The sequence below is a fragment of the Nocardioides gilvus genome (assembly GCF_003194605.1).
Classification (GTDB): Bacteria; Actinomycetota; Actinomycetes; order Propionibacteriales; family Nocardioidaceae; genus Nocardioides; species Nocardioides gilvus.
Genome location: NZ_QHKY01000001.1, coordinates 774809 through 791356, shown reverse-complemented (window position 1 = coordinate 791356; position 16548 = coordinate 774809). Strand labels below are relative to the sequence as shown.

Annotated in this window: 14 protein-coding genes; 10 read left to right on the top strand and 4 right to left on the bottom strand. The window is 68.5% G+C overall.

The features are described 5' to 3' along the window. Window positions 1-121 precede the first annotated feature (121 nt). From DNK52_RS03815 to DNK52_RS03785, 7 genes are all read left to right on the top strand, one after another. Window positions 122-1432, top strand: coding sequence for an ABC transporter substrate-binding protein (locus DNK52_RS03815; protein ID WP_110239611.1), 1311 nt, complete (start codon window positions 122-124; stop codon window positions 1430-1432). 16 nt (window positions 1433-1448) lie between these two features. Further along, entirely contained in the window at window positions 1449-2453 is a 1005-nt protein-coding gene (locus DNK52_RS03810; RefSeq protein WP_110239610.1) for a carbohydrate ABC transporter permease, read from the top strand. Further along, window positions 2450-3268, top strand: coding sequence for a carbohydrate ABC transporter permease (locus DNK52_RS03805; RefSeq protein WP_110239609.1), 819 nt, complete (start codon window positions 2450-2452; stop codon window positions 3266-3268). The genes DNK52_RS03810 and DNK52_RS03805 overlap by 4 nt, the downstream gene beginning before the upstream one ends. Next, on the top strand, window positions 3265-4743 hold the full coding sequence (locus DNK52_RS03800; RefSeq protein ID WP_110239608.1) for a glycoside hydrolase family 1 protein: 1479 nt from the start codon (window positions 3265-3267) through the stop codon (window positions 4741-4743). The genes DNK52_RS03805 and DNK52_RS03800 overlap by 4 nt, the downstream gene beginning before the upstream one ends. Window positions 4744-4774: 31 nt before the next feature. Next, complete coding sequence (locus DNK52_RS03795) at window positions 4775-5830, top strand: LacI family DNA-binding transcriptional regulator (protein WP_239455366.1); 1056 nt, start codon at window positions 4775-4777, stop codon at window positions 5828-5830. 55 nt (window positions 5831-5885) lie between these two features. Continuing rightward, on the top strand, window positions 5886-7346 hold the full coding sequence (gene glmU, locus DNK52_RS03790; RefSeq protein ID WP_110239607.1) for a bifunctional UDP-N-acetylglucosamine diphosphorylase/glucosamine-1-phosphate N-acetyltransferase GlmU: 1461 nt from the start codon (window positions 5886-5888) through the stop codon (window positions 7344-7346). 139 nt (window positions 7347-7485) lie between these two features. Continuing rightward, window positions 7486-8466 carry a ribose-phosphate diphosphokinase gene (locus tag DNK52_RS03785; RefSeq protein ID WP_275426130.1) on the top strand — a complete coding sequence of 327 codons (981 nt, stop codon included), beginning with the start codon at window positions 7486-7488 and terminating at the stop codon, window positions 8464-8466. Window positions 8467-8553: 87 nt separating this feature from the next. On the opposite strand, the gene DNK52_RS03780 is transcribed toward DNK52_RS03785, so the two are convergent. Continuing rightward, window positions 8554-9150, bottom strand: a complete 597-nt coding sequence (locus DNK52_RS03780; protein WP_110239605.1) for a TetR/AcrR family transcriptional regulator — start codon at window positions 9148-9150, stop codon at window positions 8554-8556. Between the two features lie 3 nt (window positions 9151-9153). After that, a complete protein-coding gene (locus DNK52_RS03775) occupies window positions 9154-11223 on the bottom strand; it encodes a neutral/alkaline ceramidase (RefSeq protein WP_239455365.1) in 2070 nt (689 codons plus the stop codon). Between the two features lie 354 nt (window positions 11224-11577). Here DNK52_RS03775 and DNK52_RS03770 point away from each other — a divergent pair, with 354 nt between their 5' ends. The 3 genes from DNK52_RS03770 (at window position 11578) to DNK52_RS03760 (ending at window position 14529) form a co-directional block, all read left to right on the top strand. Beyond that, the gene (locus DNK52_RS03770; RefSeq protein WP_110239603.1) at window positions 11578-12204 is read left to right on the top strand and encodes a 50S ribosomal protein L25/general stress protein Ctc; all 627 of its coding nucleotides are present in this window, start codon (window positions 11578-11580) and stop codon (window positions 12202-12204) included. A 125-nt stretch (window positions 12205-12329) separates the two neighbouring features. Continuing rightward, a complete protein-coding gene (gene pth / locus DNK52_RS03765; RefSeq protein ID WP_110239602.1) occupies window positions 12330-12920 on the top strand; it encodes an aminoacyl-tRNA hydrolase in 591 nt (196 codons plus the stop codon). Between the two features lie 154 nt (window positions 12921-13074). Further along, window positions 13075-14529 carry an exopolysaccharide biosynthesis polyprenyl glycosylphosphotransferase gene (locus tag DNK52_RS03760; RefSeq protein WP_204163353.1) on the top strand — a complete coding sequence of 485 codons (1455 nt, stop codon included), beginning with the start codon at window positions 13075-13077 and terminating at the stop codon, window positions 14527-14529. A 99-nt stretch (window positions 14530-14628) separates the two neighbouring features. On the opposite strand, the gene DNK52_RS03755 is transcribed toward DNK52_RS03760, so the two are convergent. Together DNK52_RS03755 and DNK52_RS03750 are read right to left on the bottom strand one after the other, a co-directional pair. After that, window positions 14629-15576, bottom strand: coding sequence for a glycosyltransferase family 2 protein (locus DNK52_RS03755; protein ID WP_110239601.1), 948 nt, complete (start codon window positions 15574-15576; stop codon window positions 14629-14631). Next, window positions 15573-16535, bottom strand: a complete 963-nt coding sequence (locus DNK52_RS03750) for a sulfotransferase (RefSeq protein ID WP_110239600.1) — start codon at window positions 16533-16535, stop codon at window positions 15573-15575. The genes DNK52_RS03755 and DNK52_RS03750 overlap by 4 nt, the downstream gene beginning before the upstream one ends. Window positions 16536-16548: the final 13 nt, after the last annotated feature.

Sequence of the window (16548 nt, the reverse complement as noted above, 5' to 3'; positions counted from 1 at the left end):
CTTTGCGCAAGCATCTCTTGACACAAAGTGTGACGGCTGTCACGGTTATGAAAACAGCAGTGTGGAAGCGCTCCCATGATCGTGATCCGAGGAGCGTCCGAGATTGCAGGGGAGAGAAAACGTGTCCACATCAACCAGTTCAACCCGAGGTCGTCGTCCGGCAGTCCTCCGAGGCAGCGGTGCGCTACGCCGTACGGGCCTCGCCCTGGGCGCGGTGGCGTTGCTCACCGCGTCCCTCGCGGCGTGTGCGTCCGACGACGGCGGTTCCGACGACGGCACCGTCGAACTCACGATCGCGACCTTCAACGAGTTCGGCTACGAGGACCTGATCGAGGAGTGGAACGCCGACAATCCCGACATCCAGGTCACGCAGAAGAAGGTCGGCACCTGGGACGACGCCAAGGAGAACCTCTACACGAAGTTGGCCAGCGGGTCGGGGCTCAGTGACATCGAGGCCATCGAGGGCGATGCCATGCCGGCGATCATGGCCGAGAGCGACGCCTTCGTCGACCTCACCGACTCCGAACTCGACGGCCGGTGGCTCGACTGGAAGGCCGAAGCCGCCACCAACGGTGACGGCCAGATGATCGGTTATGCGACCGACGCCGGACCCGAGGGCATCTGCTACCGCTCCGACCTGCTCAAGAAGGCCGGCATGCCCACGGAGCGCGACGAGGTCGCAAAGCTCTGGACGACGTGGGACGACTACTTCGCCGAGGGCGAGAAGTTCGTCGCCGCGGTGCCCGGGACTGCGTGGTACGACTCCAGTCAGGGCACCTCGCAGGCGATGCTCAACCAGGTCGCCAACCCCTTCGAGTCCGACGACAACACCATCGACGTCGAGAACCCTGAGTTGAAGGAGGTCTGGGAGGCTGTCACCGGCAACGTCAACCTCTCCACGCGCCTCTCGCAGTGGGGTGACGACTGGATCGCCTCCTTCCAGAACGACGGCTTCGCCACCATGGCCTGCCCCGGCTGGATGCTCGGTGTGGTCGAGGGCAATGCCAAGGGAGTCGAGGGATGGGACTTCGCTGACGTCTTCCCGGGCGGCGGCGGCAACTGGGGCGGATCCTTCCTGACCGTGCCGAGCCAGAGCGAGCACCCGGAGGAGGCCAAGGAGTTCGCTGCCTGGATCACCGCGCCTGAGCAACAGGTGCGGGCGTTCGAGGCGATCGGTGCCTTCCCCAGCCAGGTCGACGCCCTCGACGCACCGGAGGTCCTGGAGGCCTCCAACGCGTTCTTCAACGACGCCCCCGTCGGGGAGATCCTCGCCAGCCGGGCCGAGGCGATCACCGTGCAGCCGTACAAGGGTCCGAAGTACTCCGACATCCTGCAGGCCTTCCAGGCTGCCGTGACCCGGGTCGACGACGGGTCGAACGAACCCGACGAGTCGTGGAGGACCTTCCTCTCCGACGTCGAACAGCTCGGCTGACCCGGACTTCTTGTCCATGAGCCAGCGTGCGAGCACCGCAGTCCGGGCCGGGCAGGGGTCAGACCCTCTGCCCGGCCCGGGTGCGCCCGACGGACGGGTTCGCCTGACCCTCAGACAGCGACTGAGCCGGTGGGACGCCAAGTTCTCCCCGTACCTCTACGTGTCGCCGTTCTTCGTGGTCTTCCTCCTCGTCGGTCTCTTCCCCCTGGCGTACACCGCCTACGTCTCGCTCTACGAGTGGAACCTGATCGGTGGCCAGGGCGACTACATCGGCCTGGAGAACTACCGACGGGTCCTCGAGAACCCGTACTTCCTCAAGTCGGTCGTCAACACCTTCAGCATCTTCGTGCTCTCCTCGATCCCGCAGATCGTGATCGCGCTGGCGTTGGCGGGCCTGCTCAACGCCCCGTTGCGCGGGCGCTCGTTCTGGCGGATGGGTGTGCTGGTGCCCTTCGTGGTCGCGCCCGTCGCGGTCGCGATCATCTTCGGCAACCTCTTCGGAGACCGGTACGGGGTCTTCAACGAGATGCTCGGTTGGATCGGCGTCGGACCGATCCAGTGGCACGTCGACCGGCTCGCCAGCCACGTCGCGATCGCGACGATGGTCAACTGGCGCTGGACCGGCTACAACGCCCTCATCCTGCTCGCCGCGATGCAGGCCGTGCCCCGGGAGTTGTACGAGTCGGCGGCCCTCGACGGCGCCGGGCGGATCCGACAGTTCTTCTCGGTGACGGTCCCGATGATCCGGCCCACCCTGCTCTTCGTGATCGTCACCTCCACGATCGGCGGGCTCCAGATCTTCGCCGAGCCCCGGCTCTTCGACGAGACGATGGCCCGCAACGGCGGCAGTGACCGTCAGTTCAGCACGGTCACGATGCTGGTCTACGACTTCGGGTGGCGTCTGCGCGACCTCGGCAAGGCCTCGGCCACTGCCTGGTTGCTCTTCCTGATCGTCGTGGCGATCGCGCTGCTCAACTACGCCCTCACCCGCAGACTCACCGGACAGGGGGAGAAGCGATGAAGGACCGCCCCGGATTTCTCGCCTACGGCCTGCTCACGGCGTTCCTGCTGGGCTCGCTCTTCCCGCTCTACTGGTCGTTCCTGTCCGGGTCGCGGACCCAGGAGGAGATGTCCTCGTCGAATCCGCCGCTGCTGCCGGGAGGCCACTTCTTCGACAACGCCTCCCGGGTGCTCGACACGGTCCCGTTCTGGAAGGCGATGGGCAACAGCCTCCTGGTCTCCGGGGTGACCGCGACGTCGGTCGTCTTCTTCTGCACCCTGGCCGGTTTCGCGTTCGCGAAGTTCAGTTTCCGCGGCCGCACAACGCTGCTGGTCTTCGTGATCGCGACCATGGCCGTGCCGACCCAGCTGGGCGTCGTCCCGCTCTTCATCGTGATGTCCAAACTCGGCTGGACCGGCACCATGTGGTCGGTGATGGTGCCCTGGCTGGTCACCGCGTTCGGCGTCTTCTTCATGCGCCAGTACCTGGTCGACGCCGTGCCCGACGAGCTCGTCGAGGCGGCCCGGATGGACGGCTGCTCCACCTTCCGTACCTTCTGGAACGTCGGGCTCCCCGCCGCGCGACCGGCGGCCGCGATCCTCTGGCTCTTCACCTTCATGCAGGTGTGGACCGACTTCTTCTGGCCGTTGATCGCGCTCAACTCCGACAACCCCACCCTCCAGATCGTGCTGAACCAACTGCAGAGCGGATATTTCAAGGACTACAGCCTGGTCCTGGCCGGCACCACCCTGGCCACCATCCCGCTCCTGGTCCTGTTCGCCTTCACCGGACGCCAGTTCGTGTCCGGCATCATGCAAGGAGCCGTCAAGGGATGAACCCCACCCAGCCCTCCCGGACCATCCAGCCCATCCCCGCCCCCCATCCGTCGGGCGACCAGCCGTCCCCACGCCAGTTCCCTGAAGGGTTCGTCTGGGGTGCCGCGACCGCGTCGTACCAGATCGAGGGAGCGGTCGCGGCCGACGGACGTACGCCCTCGATCTGGGACACCTTCTGTCGCGTCCCAGGCGCGGTGGCCCACGGCCACAACGGTGATGTGGCCTGCGACCACTACCACCGGATGCCGGCCGACGTGGCTCTGATGAAGGAGCTGAACCTCGACTCCTACCGCTTCTCGATCGCCTGGCCCCGGGTCCGCCCCGACGGTGGCCCTGTCAACCCTGCCGGCCTGGACTTCTACGACCGTCTGGTCGACGAGCTGCTCGCGCACGGCATCGCGCCGTGGGTGACGCTCTACCACTGGGACCTGCCCCAGGCCCTCGAGGACGCAGGGGGCTGGACCAACCGCGACACCGCGTACCGCTTCGTCGACCACGCACTGTCGACGTACGAGGTGCTGGGGGACCGGGTCGGGACCTGGACCACCCTGAACGAGCCGTGGTGCTCGGCGTTCCTCGGTTACACCAGCGGCGAGCACGCCCCCGGGCGTCAGGAGGGCGCGGCCGGTCTGGTCGCCACGCACCACCTGCTGCTGGCCCACGGACTGGCGACCCAGGCGCTGCGTGAGGTCGCCCCCGCCGCGACCCTGGGGGTGACCCTCAACTGCACCGTCGCCGATGCGGCCGACCCCTCGTCCGCCGCCGACCGCGACGCGGCCCGGCGCATCGACGCACTGCACAACCGACTCTTCCTCGACCCGGTGCTGCGCGGCGAGTACCCGGCCGACCTGCTCGCCGACACGGCCGACCTCACCTGGGCCGGTCGTCCGTGGCACGACGTCGTCCTTGAGCACGACCTGGCCCAGATCCACCAGCCGATCGACGTGCTGGGCGTGAACTACTACCAGGGCGACGCCGTCTCGGCCGTGCCCGGACCGGACGCCGGTCTGCCGTGGCCAGGCCCCGGAGGGCGGCCCGTGCGCAGCCCGTTCGTCGGGTGCGAGAACCTCTCCTTCCCTGACCGTGGGCTGCCGAAGACCGACATGGGGTGGGACGTCCAACCCGAGGGTCTGACCCGGCTGCTGCGCCGGATCGCCACGGACTACCCGGCCCCGCCGCTGTACGTCACCGAGAACGGCGCGGCCTACGACGACGAGGTCGTCGACGGGCAGGTCCACGACGAGGACCGCCGCCGTTTCGTGGAGGCCCACCTGCGCGCCGTGCACGACGCCATCGCCGCCGGGGTCGATGTACGCGGCTTCTTCCAGTGGTCGCTGCTCGACAACTTCGAGTGGGCGCACGGCTACGGTCGCCGGTTCGGGATCGTCCACGTCGACTACGAGACGCAGGTGCGTACGCCCAAGGCCAGCGCCCTGCGTTACGCCGAGATCGCCCGCACCGGACGCCTCTCCTGAGCCGGGCCGGAGTTGTCGTAGCGTGAGGAGCGTGACCAGCGTGAGCGAGACCGTGAGCCAGTCAGTGAGCCAGTCTGGGAACGGTTCGCCGACGCTGGACCAGGTCGCCCGCGCGGCGGGAGTCTCGCGCGCCACGGCCTCCAGGGCGATCAACGGTGGCAACCGAGTGAGCGCCACGGCGCGCGCCGCCGTGGAGGCGGCCGTGAAGTCCCTGGGCTACACCCCGAACCAGGCCGCGCGCAGCCTCGTCACGCGGCGTACGGAGTCGGTCGCGGTGGTCGTGCCCGAGCCCGACGAGCGGGTCTTCGCGGACCCCTTCTTCGCGCGCACGCTGAGCGCCGTCAACCGGGTCCTCTCCGAGAAGGGCCTGCAGTTGGTGCTGATCATGGCGCGCCCCGGCAAGGAGGAGGAGCGGCTGCTGCGCTACCTGCGCAACCGCCACATCGACGGCGTGATCGTGGTCTCCCACCACCGCGCCGACGGGCTCTCCGACCACCTCGCCGAGCTCAACATCCCTGCGACCTTCGTGGGGCGACCGTGGACCTGCGCGGACCGGTTGTCGTTCGTGGACACCGACAACGTGGAGGGCGGTCGGGTGGCGGGCGAGGCCCTCGTCGAGCGGGGGTGCGTCCGGATCGGCACCATCACCGGCCCGCCCGACATGACCGCCACCCTCGACCGGCTCACGGGATGGAAGACAGCCATGGAGAAGGCGGGCCTGCCCGCCGACGCCGTGGAGCAGGGCGACTTCACCGAGGACGGTGGTGAGCGAGCCGCCCGGGTCCTGCTGGAGCGACACCCCGACCTGGACGGGCTCTTCGTCGCCTCCGACCTGATGGCGGTCGGGGTGCTGCGGGTGCTCGCCGACCTGGGCCGCCGGGTGCCCGAGGACGTGGCCCTGGTGGGGTACGACGACCTGGGCGTCGCCGAGCGCACCTCGCCGCCCCTCACGACCGTGTCGAACCCGATCAGCGAGATGGCAACCCGGGCGACCAGACTGCTGGTGGAGGCGCTGGAGTCGTCGTCGTCGCCGACCCCGATGCGGCTCATCTTCACCCCGACGTTGGTGCGTCGCCAAAGCGCCTGACCAGCCCAGCAGCGCGTGATCCGGGGTGTCGGCGACTCCCATTAGTCTAGATCGCATGGAGAACCTCACTGTCATCGTTCTCGCCGCCGGCGGCGGCACCCGGATGAAGTCGAAGACCATGAAGGTCCTTCACCCGGTGGCCGGCCGCAGCATGATCGGGCACGTGCTCCGCGCGGTGCAGGCCGTCGAGCCGGAGCGCATCGTCGCCGTGATCGGTCACCAGCGCGACCAGGTCGGTCCCCACATCACCTCGTTGGTCCCGGACGCCGTGCTCGCGGTCCAGGAGACCCAGGACGGCACCGGCCACGCCGTGCGCATCGCCCTGGAGGCGGCGGGCCAGACCGGACCGATCGGCGGCACCGTGATCGTCTCTGCGGGCGACACCCCGTTGCTGCGGGGCGAGAGCCTGCGTGAGTTCGCCCGCGACCACGCCCAGAGCGGTCGGGCCGTCTCCATCCTGACCGGACGGGTCGCCAAGCCACACGGATACGGCCGCATCGTGCGTGGTCCCGACGGCGCCGTCGAGGCGATCGTGGAGGAGAAGGACGCGACCCCGGAGCAGCGGAAGATCGACGAGATCAACTCCGGGATCCTGGCCTTCGACGCCGCCTTCCTGGCCAGCGCGCTGCCGCGACTGAGCAACGACAACGCCAACGGCGAGTACTACCTCACCGACACGGTGAAGATCGCCCTGGCCGATGGACTCGCGGTCGGGGCCCATGTGGTCGAGGACGTCTCCCAGACCGAGGGCGCCAACGACCGGGCGCAGCTCGCCGAGCTCGGTCGCCAGATGAACGCTCGCATCGTGACGGCGTGGATGAAGGAGGGGGTCACCGTGATGGACCCCGCCACCACCTGGATCGAGGACGACGTGGTCATCGAACGCGACGTCACCATCCTCCCCAACACCCAACTGATCGGCGCGACGGTGATTCGCGAGGACGCCGTGGTCGGGCCTGACACCACGCTGAAGGACTGCGAGGTGGGTGTGGGTGCGCGCGTCATCCGTACGCACGCCGAGTTGGCGGTCGTCGGCGACCACGCCAACGTCGGCCCGTACTCCTACCTGCGTCCGGGCACCCGCCTGGGCATCGGAGGCAAGATCGGTGGCTTCGTGGAGACGAAGAACGCCGTGATCGGCGACGGCGCCAAGGTGCCGCACCTGTCCTACGTGGGCGACGCCACCATCGGTGAGGGCACCAACATCGGCGCGGGCACGATCTTCGCCAACTACGACGGCGTCGCCAAGCACCACACCGTGGTCGGCAAGCACGCTCGCACCGGCTCCAACAACACGTTCGTGGCTCCCCTCACCATCGGTGACGGAGCCGCGACCGGCGGGGGTGCGGTGGTGCGTGAGGACGTCCCCCCGGGTGCCCTCGTCGTGCCCGGTGCCACCCAGCGGGTCATCGAGGACTGGGTCGTCAACCGTCGCGCAGGGACCACCCAGGCCGAGGCTGCCCGGGCCGCCGGCCAGGTCGCCGGGTCCCTCGTCGACGACGACCAGGACTCCTGATCCGCCGGGTCGTGTGGCGCAGGCGACTCTCGGTGTCCACGCTGCAACCCCCGATGTTGGGCCGATCGTGGTCCGTGGTTCACAATCGTGCGCAGGGCCGTCTGGCCCTCCCCGCGTCCCCAGCCGAGGAGCCTCACCCGTGAGCGGAATGAAGCGGACCCCCATGAAGAACCTGATGGTCTTCAGCGGACGGGCCCACCCCGAACTCGCCGATGAGGTCTCCGACCTCCTGGGGAGCGGACTGGTTCCACAGTCGGCCTACGCGTTTGCCAACGGCGAGCTGTACGTCCGGTTCGAGGAGTCCGTACGCGGGTGTGACGCGTTCGTGCTGCAGAGCCACACGGCCCCGATCAACGAGTGGCTCATGGAGCACCTGATCATGGTCGACGCCCTCAAGCGGGCTTCGGCCAAGCGGATCACCGTGGTCATGCCGTTCTACGGCTACGCCCGTCAGGACAAGAAGCACCGTGGCCGCGAGCCGATCTCGGCCCGTCTGGTCGCAGACCTCTTCAAGACCGCCGGCGCCGACCGTCTCATCACGGTCGATCTGCACGCCGACCAGATCCAAGGGTTCTTCGACGGTCCCGTCGACCACCTGATGGCGCTGCCGATCCTGGCCGACTACGTCAAGGGCAAGTACGGCTCCAAGCAGCTCGCCGTCGTCTCCCCGGACGCCGGCCGGATCAAGGTTGCCGAGCGTTGGTCGGCCCGCCTCGGCGGCGTGCCGCTGGCCTTCATCCACAAGACCCGTCGCACCGACCGCCCCAACGAGACCGTCGCCAACCGCGTCGTCGGTGACGTCGCGGGTCGCATCTGCGTGCTGACCGACGACATGATCGACACCGGCGGCACGATCGTGAAGGCGGCCGAGGCCTGCATGGCCGAGGGTGCTGCCGGCGTCGTCATCGCCGCCACCCACGCGATCCTCTCCGACCCGGCTGTCCAGCGACTCAAGGAGTGCTGCGCGACCGAGGTCGTGGTCACCAACACGCTGCCGATCCCCGAGGAGAAGCAGTTCGACAAGCTCACGGTCCTCTCGATCGCGCCGCTCGTCTCCCGCGCCATCCGTGAGGTCTTCGAGGACGGCTCGGTCACCTCGATGTTCGACGGCCAGGCCTGAGCGACAGCCCCGAAGCGCGACGAACCCCCCGGCCCGAGAGCCGGGGGGTTCGTCACTTTTCCCGGGGGTGGTGGGGGATTGGGGGACTCAGACCACGGTCTCGCTCAGCAGGTGGTTGACATGGGTGATCACGGTCTCCAGCACGGCCAGCGCGCCGGCGTCGTCGCGACGTACGAGCCAGTCGAGGGTGAGCCCGTCGATCATCACCGCCAGGTAGCGAGCGAGCAGGCGGACCTGTTCCGTCGACGCCGCGGTGGGGAGTCCCAGCGCCAGGTGCTCGGCGATCACCTCGACGTAGCGTTCGTACTGCTCCCGAGTCACCTCCGCGAGCTCGGGGTCACGGAGGCAGTGCTGGGTGATCTCGTACGTCAACTGGTGCTCGTCCGGGTGAGAGGTCACGTGGCCCCAGAAGGCCATCAGGCTCGCGCGCACCGGGTCCCCGTCGGGCTCCACTGCCGCCAACGCGTCGCGCGACCCGGCAGCCGTGCGCTCGACCAGCGTGGTGACCACTTCGCCCAGGAGAGCTGACTTGGAGTCGAAGCAGTAGTGGAAGACGCTCAGCGAGGCGCCCGCCTCACCAGCGATCGCACGCGTCGTGGCGCTGCGTACGCCGTCGCGGGTCATCACCACGATGGCGGCCTCGACCAGCTGGAGACGGCGGTCGACCTGTGACATTCGAGCCATGGGTCACCGCACCTCGAACGACGGGCTGGTCCCGTTGATCGACCTGATCGAGCCCAACAGGTTGCGAGCGTTGCCGAAGTAGCGGATCCGGTAGGTGCCGGTCGGGGTCCCGGAGGGCACGTCCCAGGTCACGGAGACCCGCGAGGCACTGATCCCCTCGCGCTTCCACCGAAACTTGGTCTCCCAGTCTCCGTCGTCGGCGATTCGCTGCCACGTCGATCCGACCTTGCGCTCGACGGCGAGGAAGGTGCCGCCGGTGCGCAGGTCGTTGTTGGGATGGGCACCGGAGAAGTCGACCTTGACCTGATCGCCCGTCGCGTAGGCCGCCTTCGGTGACGTCAGCACGTCGCCGTACGACTTGAACAGCTGCGGGCTGTCGAGGATGACCTTGCCCTGCAGGCTCTGGATCTGCGAGCCCGACCGGTCCCTCTCCTTCGCGCCCAGCGGGGGTGTGGTGCCAGCGACCATGTGGGCGGCCAGACCGTGGACGGTCTGCTGGAAGGCGGGCAACTCGTTGCGGCCGAAGAGGGTGCTCGCGCCTTCGTACTCCCCGGCGTCGTACTCCTCCGGCGTCGTGACGTAGTGCGCGTACGCGTTTGCGTAACCCTGGACCAGCACCTGGTCGAGGTCGACCCCGACGACGTCGGCGACCGCGCGGCGCAGGCGGAGGCCGGAGACGACCGTGACCTCGGCCGGCATGCCGATCAGGTAGAGGTCGCCGATCCGGACCAGCTGCACCGGGACCTTCTGCTGGACCAGGTCGAGCGCGCCGACCGGCAGCAGGATCTCCTTGGGTGACTGGCAGGCCTTCAGGGCGGGGGAGGCGGTGTAGAGGGCCTTGGCGATCACTCCGACGACCGGGTTGCCACCGTCCTTGCCCTCCTTGAAGATGGGCAGTCCGCCGCCGCCGTCCTCGGTGCTGCCAGCCGCGAAGGCCGCGCCGAAGGCCGCCGAACAGGTCCGCTGGTCGCGCCCGTCAGGGGTGAACTGGCCATCGACGAGGGTGTCGGCCAGGTCGACGTAGACGATCTTCGAGTCGACCCCGCCGCGCACGGTCTGCTCGGGGGTCGCCCGTTGTGCTGCGTCGACCATCCGGGTGCCGAGGATGCGGGTGTTCTCGAACTGGTCAGAGGTGGGTCCGGTCCCCGGCAGGAGGTCGAGGTTGGGGGACATGTCGCCGGCGTTGGTCTGCGCGAAGGAGGCGACGAAGTCGGGGTCGTCGGAGTCCTCCAGGTGATCGACGCCCTCGTCGTCGTGCTCCCAGTGGAAACCGGCGTACCCCTTGTTGTCGGGGCTCACCAGCTTGTTGTCGGTGCTCATCGAGGTGGCGTGCACCGCGAACCAGTTGATCGCACCGACCTCGCCGTCGTCGCGGGTCACCTTGAGGGTGGTCGAGCTGGTGTCGGTGCCCTGCGGGAAGTGCGCGCGGTCTGTCGCGGGGTTGCGGTCGAAGGCGAGCCGCGACCGGTTCGCGCTCGCATCGGTGAGCTCCGTACGCGCCAGGCTGAGGCTGGCTGGCGCCAGGTCACGCTCGGCGCGCACCACGGCCTCGACGATCCCGTCCACCGTCGCGCGGTAGGTCTTTTCGTGGTGACCGAGCGTCGTGAGGTTGTAGAGGTTGTGGTGACTGAAGCCACCGGGGCCGGCATGGGTGTGGGTGGCGGTCAGCATGACGTTCGCCTCCCCGTACTGCTTGCCGAAACGGGCGTCCAGCTGGGCGAGCACCTCGTCGCGCACGCTCTGGAAGATCATCCCGATGTCGGCGGTCACGTGCACCACCCTGTCCCCGCTGGCCCGGTCAGCGATCACGAAGGCGCGTGCCCGCTGGCGCATGTGCAGCCCTTCGCCGGTCTGACCGAGGTCGGCGTAACCCATCATCCCGACCTCTGCCACCTCTCCGGTGACGTCGGCGATGCCCCGACCGACCAGGTACGGCTTGGCGGCGGAGACGGCGCTGGTCGCGGCGGGGTCGGGCGCTCCGGAGGCGGCGCTCCCCAGGGGCACCACGCCGGCGACAGCCAGGAGGCCGAGCCCTGCGACGAGGGCGCCGAATCGTACGCGAGCCACGTTCACTGGGTGCTCCTGGAGGTAGATGGGGGCTGCACCCCTACACATTGAGGTCTAAATCACATTGTGACAAGAGTCTGGGACGAATGACCTGTATCTTGGACAGAAATAATGGACAGAACCCGTGGACCGAATGAGTCCCCGCCTCGGCCCCTGCGAGCCCTCGATTTTCCCCGCCGCCCCTCCGCCCCTAGACTGAGGAAGTTGCCCCGGCGAGGGAGTTCGACTCCGTGATCGACGTGGCAGGTTCGCTTTCGCCGCGCCTGACCATGTCAGCGCGGCGTCTTTCGTCTCTGGGGTGCCGACCAGAACGGCCGCGGGCTTCGCGGCCCCCGCTGCGAACCCACCTGGAGACTGAACATGTCCGCTGAAAAGATGGCCACCGAGACGCGCACCGAGTTCGGCAAGGGCGCTTCGCGTCGCCTGCGCGCCACCGGCAAGATCCCTGCCGTCGTCTACGGCCACGGCAAGGACCCGATGCACCTGGCCCTGCCCGGTCACACCACGATGATGGCCCTGCGTCACGGTGGCTCCAACGCGCTGCTCACCCTCGACATCGAGGGCGCCGAGCAGCTCGCCCTGGTCAAGGAGGTCCAGGTCGACCCGATCCGTCGCGTCATCGTGCACGTCGACCTGATCGCCGTCATCAAGGGTGAGAAGGTCTTCGTCGACGTGCCGATCCACGTTGTCGGCCAGGCGGGCCCCGACACCCTCGTGGTGACCGAGAACCCCACCGTTCAGCTCGAGGCCGAGGCCACCCACGTGCCCGACGCCATCGAGGTCGACGTCACCGCCGCTGTCGCCGGCACCCAGATCCTGGCGGGCGACCTTGTCCTGCCGAAGGGTGTGACCCTGGACGTCGACGCCGAGTCCCTGATCGTCAACATCGTCGCCCAGGTGACCGCTGAGGCCCTGGAGGCCGAGCTGGCTGAGTCGCCCGCCGGCGCGAGCGAGGCTGCTGCCGCTGAGGAGACCCTCGAGGACTGATCCTCCAGGACTGATCCTCCAGGACTGGGCCGGTTGATCCGGCCCGTCCACCGCACGACGGCGTCGCAGGGAGCTCCTGCGGCGCCGTTGTCATGTCCGGGTGGGGAGTGGTCGATAATTGCCCCATGAGCGCTGATGTGTGGCTGGTCGTCGGTCTGGGCAACCCGGGCCCTGAGTACGCCGGGCACCGGCACAACGTGGGTCACATGGTCATCGACGTGCTTGCTGAGCGCATGGGGTCGCGCTTCAAGTCGCACAAGACCGGTCGGGCGGACGTCGTCGAAGGACGTCTGGGCTCTCCGGGGGACCCCGGACCCCGCGTGGTCCTGGTCCGTCCGAAGAGCTACATGAACACCAGCGGGGGGCCGGTCTCCGCTGTGGCCAACTTCTACGGGGTCGATGCCGACCACGTCATCGCGGTCCACGACGAGCTCGACATCGACTTCTCGACACTGCGGCTCAAGAAGGGCGGCGGCGACAACGGCCACAACGGTCTGCGGTCCATGCGTTCGTCGTTGGGCACCGGTGACTTCTACCGCGTACGCGTCGGCATCGGTCGTCCGTCCGGACGCCAGGACGTGGCCGACTTCGTGCTGTCGAACTACTCCACGAACGAGCGCAAGGAGCTCCCGATCCAGCTCGTCGACGCGGCCGATGCGATCGAGGTTCTCATCACTGACGGCCTCGAAAAGGCCCAGCAAAAGTTCAATTCGTGACCAAGTACCCCATTTCGGTGAACCTCACGGAATCAGTCACCCAATATCGGGCATGAGGTAAATTCCCCCGCTCCTTAACCTCGTGTCACGGTACAAAAAAGCGTGTCTGAACGTTTGGCGGCGTGATGGCACACAGGGGCATAGGGGACAAACAGTGAGTGCTCGGAATGTCGCGACGTCCTCGAGGACAGCGACCCCGGCGCAGGGTTGGACGGGGCCGGAGGAGGCCGCGACCGCGGCCCTCGTCCTGGAGGAGTCTGTTCGTCGACACCGCCCCCAGTGGTACGTCGAGCTGCACATCGAGGTCGCTCTCGCGATCGTCGCAGTGGCGGTCGTCGGATTCCTCACCCAGGCCTCACTCGCTGTCGTGGTGCTGGTGGGCGCCACCTCGATCGCGGCCCGCTACTGGCCCGGTGGTCCTCGGGACCGTGCAGGATCGGTTCGCTTCGACCGGATCTTCCGCGACTGTGCCTCTCCACTCTGCGTCGCAGCCCTGGCAGGGGCGGCCGGCTGGTGGACCCGACCCGAGATGGTCTCCGCCCTGGCGGTCGCCGCCGCGGGACTCTCCGTCGCCCTGGCCGGAGGACTTGTCCGCACCTACCGCCCGACGGTCCAGCGAGTCCTGGTCGTCGGTTCGCCGGTGAGCGTTGCGGAAGCCACCACCCGATGGGCCGACAGTTCGCTGGTGCGGATCGTGGGCACCAAGGTCATCGACGCCGAACACCCGCGCGTCCCGCACCCGCGCACCGGTCTCCTGCCGAACGTCTCAGATGCGTACAAGGTCATCGACCGCGAGGACCTGGTGCGCTGCGACCCCGACATGGTGGTCGTGGTGCCGGGCCCCGAGATCGACGCCGAGTGCATTCGCCGCATCGGTTGGGCCCTCGAGGGCACGCGGACCGCGCTGGCCGTGCAGTCGAGCCTCGACGGGATCGCCTCCCACCGCATCGAGCACACCAGTTTCGCCGGGGCCAGCCTGGTGCAGCTGTCCTCGAGCCGACCTGCCCTCACCCGCGTCCTGCTCAAGGGCCTCGGCGATCGGGCCATCGGGGGGCTGCTGCTCCTCTTGCTCGCGCCGTTGCTCGGCGTGCTCGTCATGGCCGTGCGCCTCACCTCCACGGGTCCGGCGATCTTCCGCCAGGTCCGTGTGGGTCAGGACGGATCGCTCTTCACGATGTACAAGTTGCGCACGATGGTGACCTCCGCGGAGGACGACAAGGCCGCTCTCCTGGAGTCGAACGAGGTCAGCGGTCCCCTCTTCAAGAAGAAGGCGGACCCGAGGATCACCCGCTTCGGCGGCGTGCTGCGCAAGTACTCCCTCGACGAGCTTCCGCAACTGTTCAACGTGATCAAGGGCGACATGTCCCTGGTGGGGCCACGTCCGGCCCTCCCTGAAGAGGTCGCGCAGTACAACAGCCTGGAGCGACGACGACTGGCCGCCAAGCCCGGGCTCACCGGTCTGTGGCAGGTCAGCGGACGGTCGGATCTCAGCTGGGACGACGCTGTCCGCCTCGACAACCACTACACCGAGAACTGGCGCATCACTGACGACGTCGTCATCCTTGCCCGCACCGTCAATGCGGTGATCGGCTCGCGCGGAGCCTACTGACTCGATCTGCCCTGGTCCGGCACAGATCGCGCCTGAACAGCCGGCGTTCCTTCGGGAACGCCGGCTGCAGCGTTTTCGCTGCACCTTCTCCGGGCGTGCTCAGACGCCGCGGCCAGCCTTGTGGAGCAGGTTGAGCACCTGGGCCGGGGTCAGGAGCCGGGCGGCGACCGCGAGTCCCACGTACGCCCGCCACTGCAACGGATCCTTGACGAGCGCCTTGCCGGCCCAACGCACGGCAGCCCGGCGGTCGGGGCGGCTCGCCTCGCCGAACGAGATCTGGCCGTAGACCCGCCCCGCCCCCTTGCGGTCCTGCTCGATCTCCGGGTGACGCTCCATCATCCAGTGGAGCGAGGAGATCTTGGTGTCCCAGGTGCGGGTGAAGAACGAGGCAGCGCCCCACGTCACCACCACCAACGCTTCGTCGACGTGCACGATGTCCCCGACCTTGACTGAGCGCAGCAGCAGGTCCCAGTCCTCGTTCTGGCTGCCGGGCACCTCCTCGTCGACCAGACCGATGTGGTCCAGCAGGGCCGCGCGGTCGAAGAGCAGGCCCGAGGAGTGCAGCATCGACATCCGTGAACGGGTCAGGTCGCCGAGCGTGACCCGCGTGGTTCCTGCGGTCCGCGGGGTGATCCGCCCCTCGAAGTCGACGGCGATCGAGCAGGTGACCAGATGGGGCGCGACCCCCGTGCGGTTCAGCTCGGCGTCGTACTCCTCCACCTGGCGCCGCAACTTCGTGGGACGCCACCAGTCGTCGTCGTCGAGGAAGGCGACCAGGGAGCCACGGGAGGCCAGGATGCCGCTGTTGCGCGCGCCGGCGAGCCCCGGGGTGCGGGTGTTGGTGATGACCTCGACGGTGCGTCCCGGGGCGGTGCGCCGCAGGCTCTCGTCAGGCTCCGCCCGGTCGAAGACCACGATCACCTCGATCTCGCCCGGGTGGTCCTGGGCCAGGATCGAGTCGATCGCGCGACGCACGAGCTCGGGTCGCGCGTGGGTCGGGACCACGACACTCACCAGCGCGGGCGAGAAGTTCTCCTCGGGCGTCATGACGGCTCGCCCAGGTAGCCGAACGACTTGAGCACCGGGTAGGACATCGCGGTCACGATCCGACGGTCCCGAGGCGACATCTGCGTGCGCCAGGCGTCGTCGGCGCTGAGTCTGGTCACGCCGGTCCGGAAGCGCATCGGGTTGCCGGCCACCGAGTGACTGGGCCCGAGGTCGATCGTGTGCGCGTCGACCATCGGGATGTCCGGGCAGCCTGGCAGTCCCAATGCCTGCCACGCAGCCTCGATGGAGCCCTGGGGGTCAGCCACCAGGTCCTCGTAGCGCAGCCGGGTCAACGGCACCCCGCGGTGGGCGAGACCGCGGACGGTCAGGTTGCCCGAGAGCCAGAACGCCGTGCTCCGGACCGGCGAGAACCGAGGCATCGGCTCGCCGTCGCTGGTCTCGGGTCGTTCGACCACCTTCGACCAGCTGTAGGCGACCCCACGGCTGTCCCGGACGATGTGCAGGACCCGCAGGTCGAGTCCTTCGACGTGGCTCAACGCCAGGGCGGTCGGGATCTCCTTGCTCGAGTCGATGACCACCTTTGCCCCCGTGATCGCGGCGGCGGCGGTGTAGATCTTCTGGAACCCGGAGGCGTACTCGACGACCTGTTCCGCGAAGGCCGGGCGGGGCGTACGACGGGCCGACTGCGGGATGCGTCGTTGGCGGTCGACCGCCTCGGCGAGGTGAGCGACCCGGTCGAGGTCGACCCGGTCCCAGCCGCCGAACGCGTCGGCGCCGACCTGCGACCAGAACGGGCAGTCGTGGAAGGCAGTGCCGCAGGCACAGAGCTGGTTCAGGCGTACGCCGCGCTCCCAGAGGTGGACCACCTCGCCCAGCGCAAGGGTGCCGGTGGCTTGGGCGAGCACTCGTTCGAGCAGGGTCGAGCCGCTCCGACCCCAGCCCCCGATGTAGAGCACGGTCGGGCTGTTGCTGCCCGCGGACGCGGCACTGGAAGGCACCGTTCACCCTCTT

What these genes read in the sequence shown, in the direction of transcription:
- pth (WP_110239602.1), top strand. Translation starts at nt 12,330, where the DNA reads ATGAGCGCTGATGTGTGGCTGGTCGTCGGTCTGGGCAACCCGGGCCCT.
- DNK52_RS03780 (WP_110239605.1), bottom strand. Translation starts at nt 9,150, where the DNA reads ATGGCTCGAATGTCACAGGTCGACCGCCGTCTCCAGCTGGTCGAGGCC.
- glmU (WP_110239607.1), top strand. Translation starts at nt 5,886, where the DNA reads ATGGAGAACCTCACTGTCATCGTTCTCGCCGCCGGCGGCGGCACCCGG.
- DNK52_RS03755 (WP_110239601.1), bottom strand. Translation starts at nt 15,576, where the DNA reads ATGACGCCCGAGGAGAACTTCTCGCCCGCGCTGGTGAGTGTCGTGGTC.
- DNK52_RS03800 (WP_110239608.1), top strand. Translation starts at nt 3,265, where the DNA reads ATGAACCCCACCCAGCCCTCCCGGACCATCCAGCCCATCCCCGCCCCC.
- DNK52_RS03770 (WP_110239603.1), top strand. Translation starts at nt 11,578, where the DNA reads ATGTCCGCTGAAAAGATGGCCACCGAGACGCGCACCGAGTTCGGCAAG.
- DNK52_RS03805 (WP_110239609.1), top strand. Translation starts at nt 2,450, where the DNA reads ATGAAGGACCGCCCCGGATTTCTCGCCTACGGCCTGCTCACGGCGTTC.
- DNK52_RS03810 (WP_110239610.1), top strand. Translation starts at nt 1,449, where the DNA reads ATGAGCCAGCGTGCGAGCACCGCAGTCCGGGCCGGGCAGGGGTCAGAC.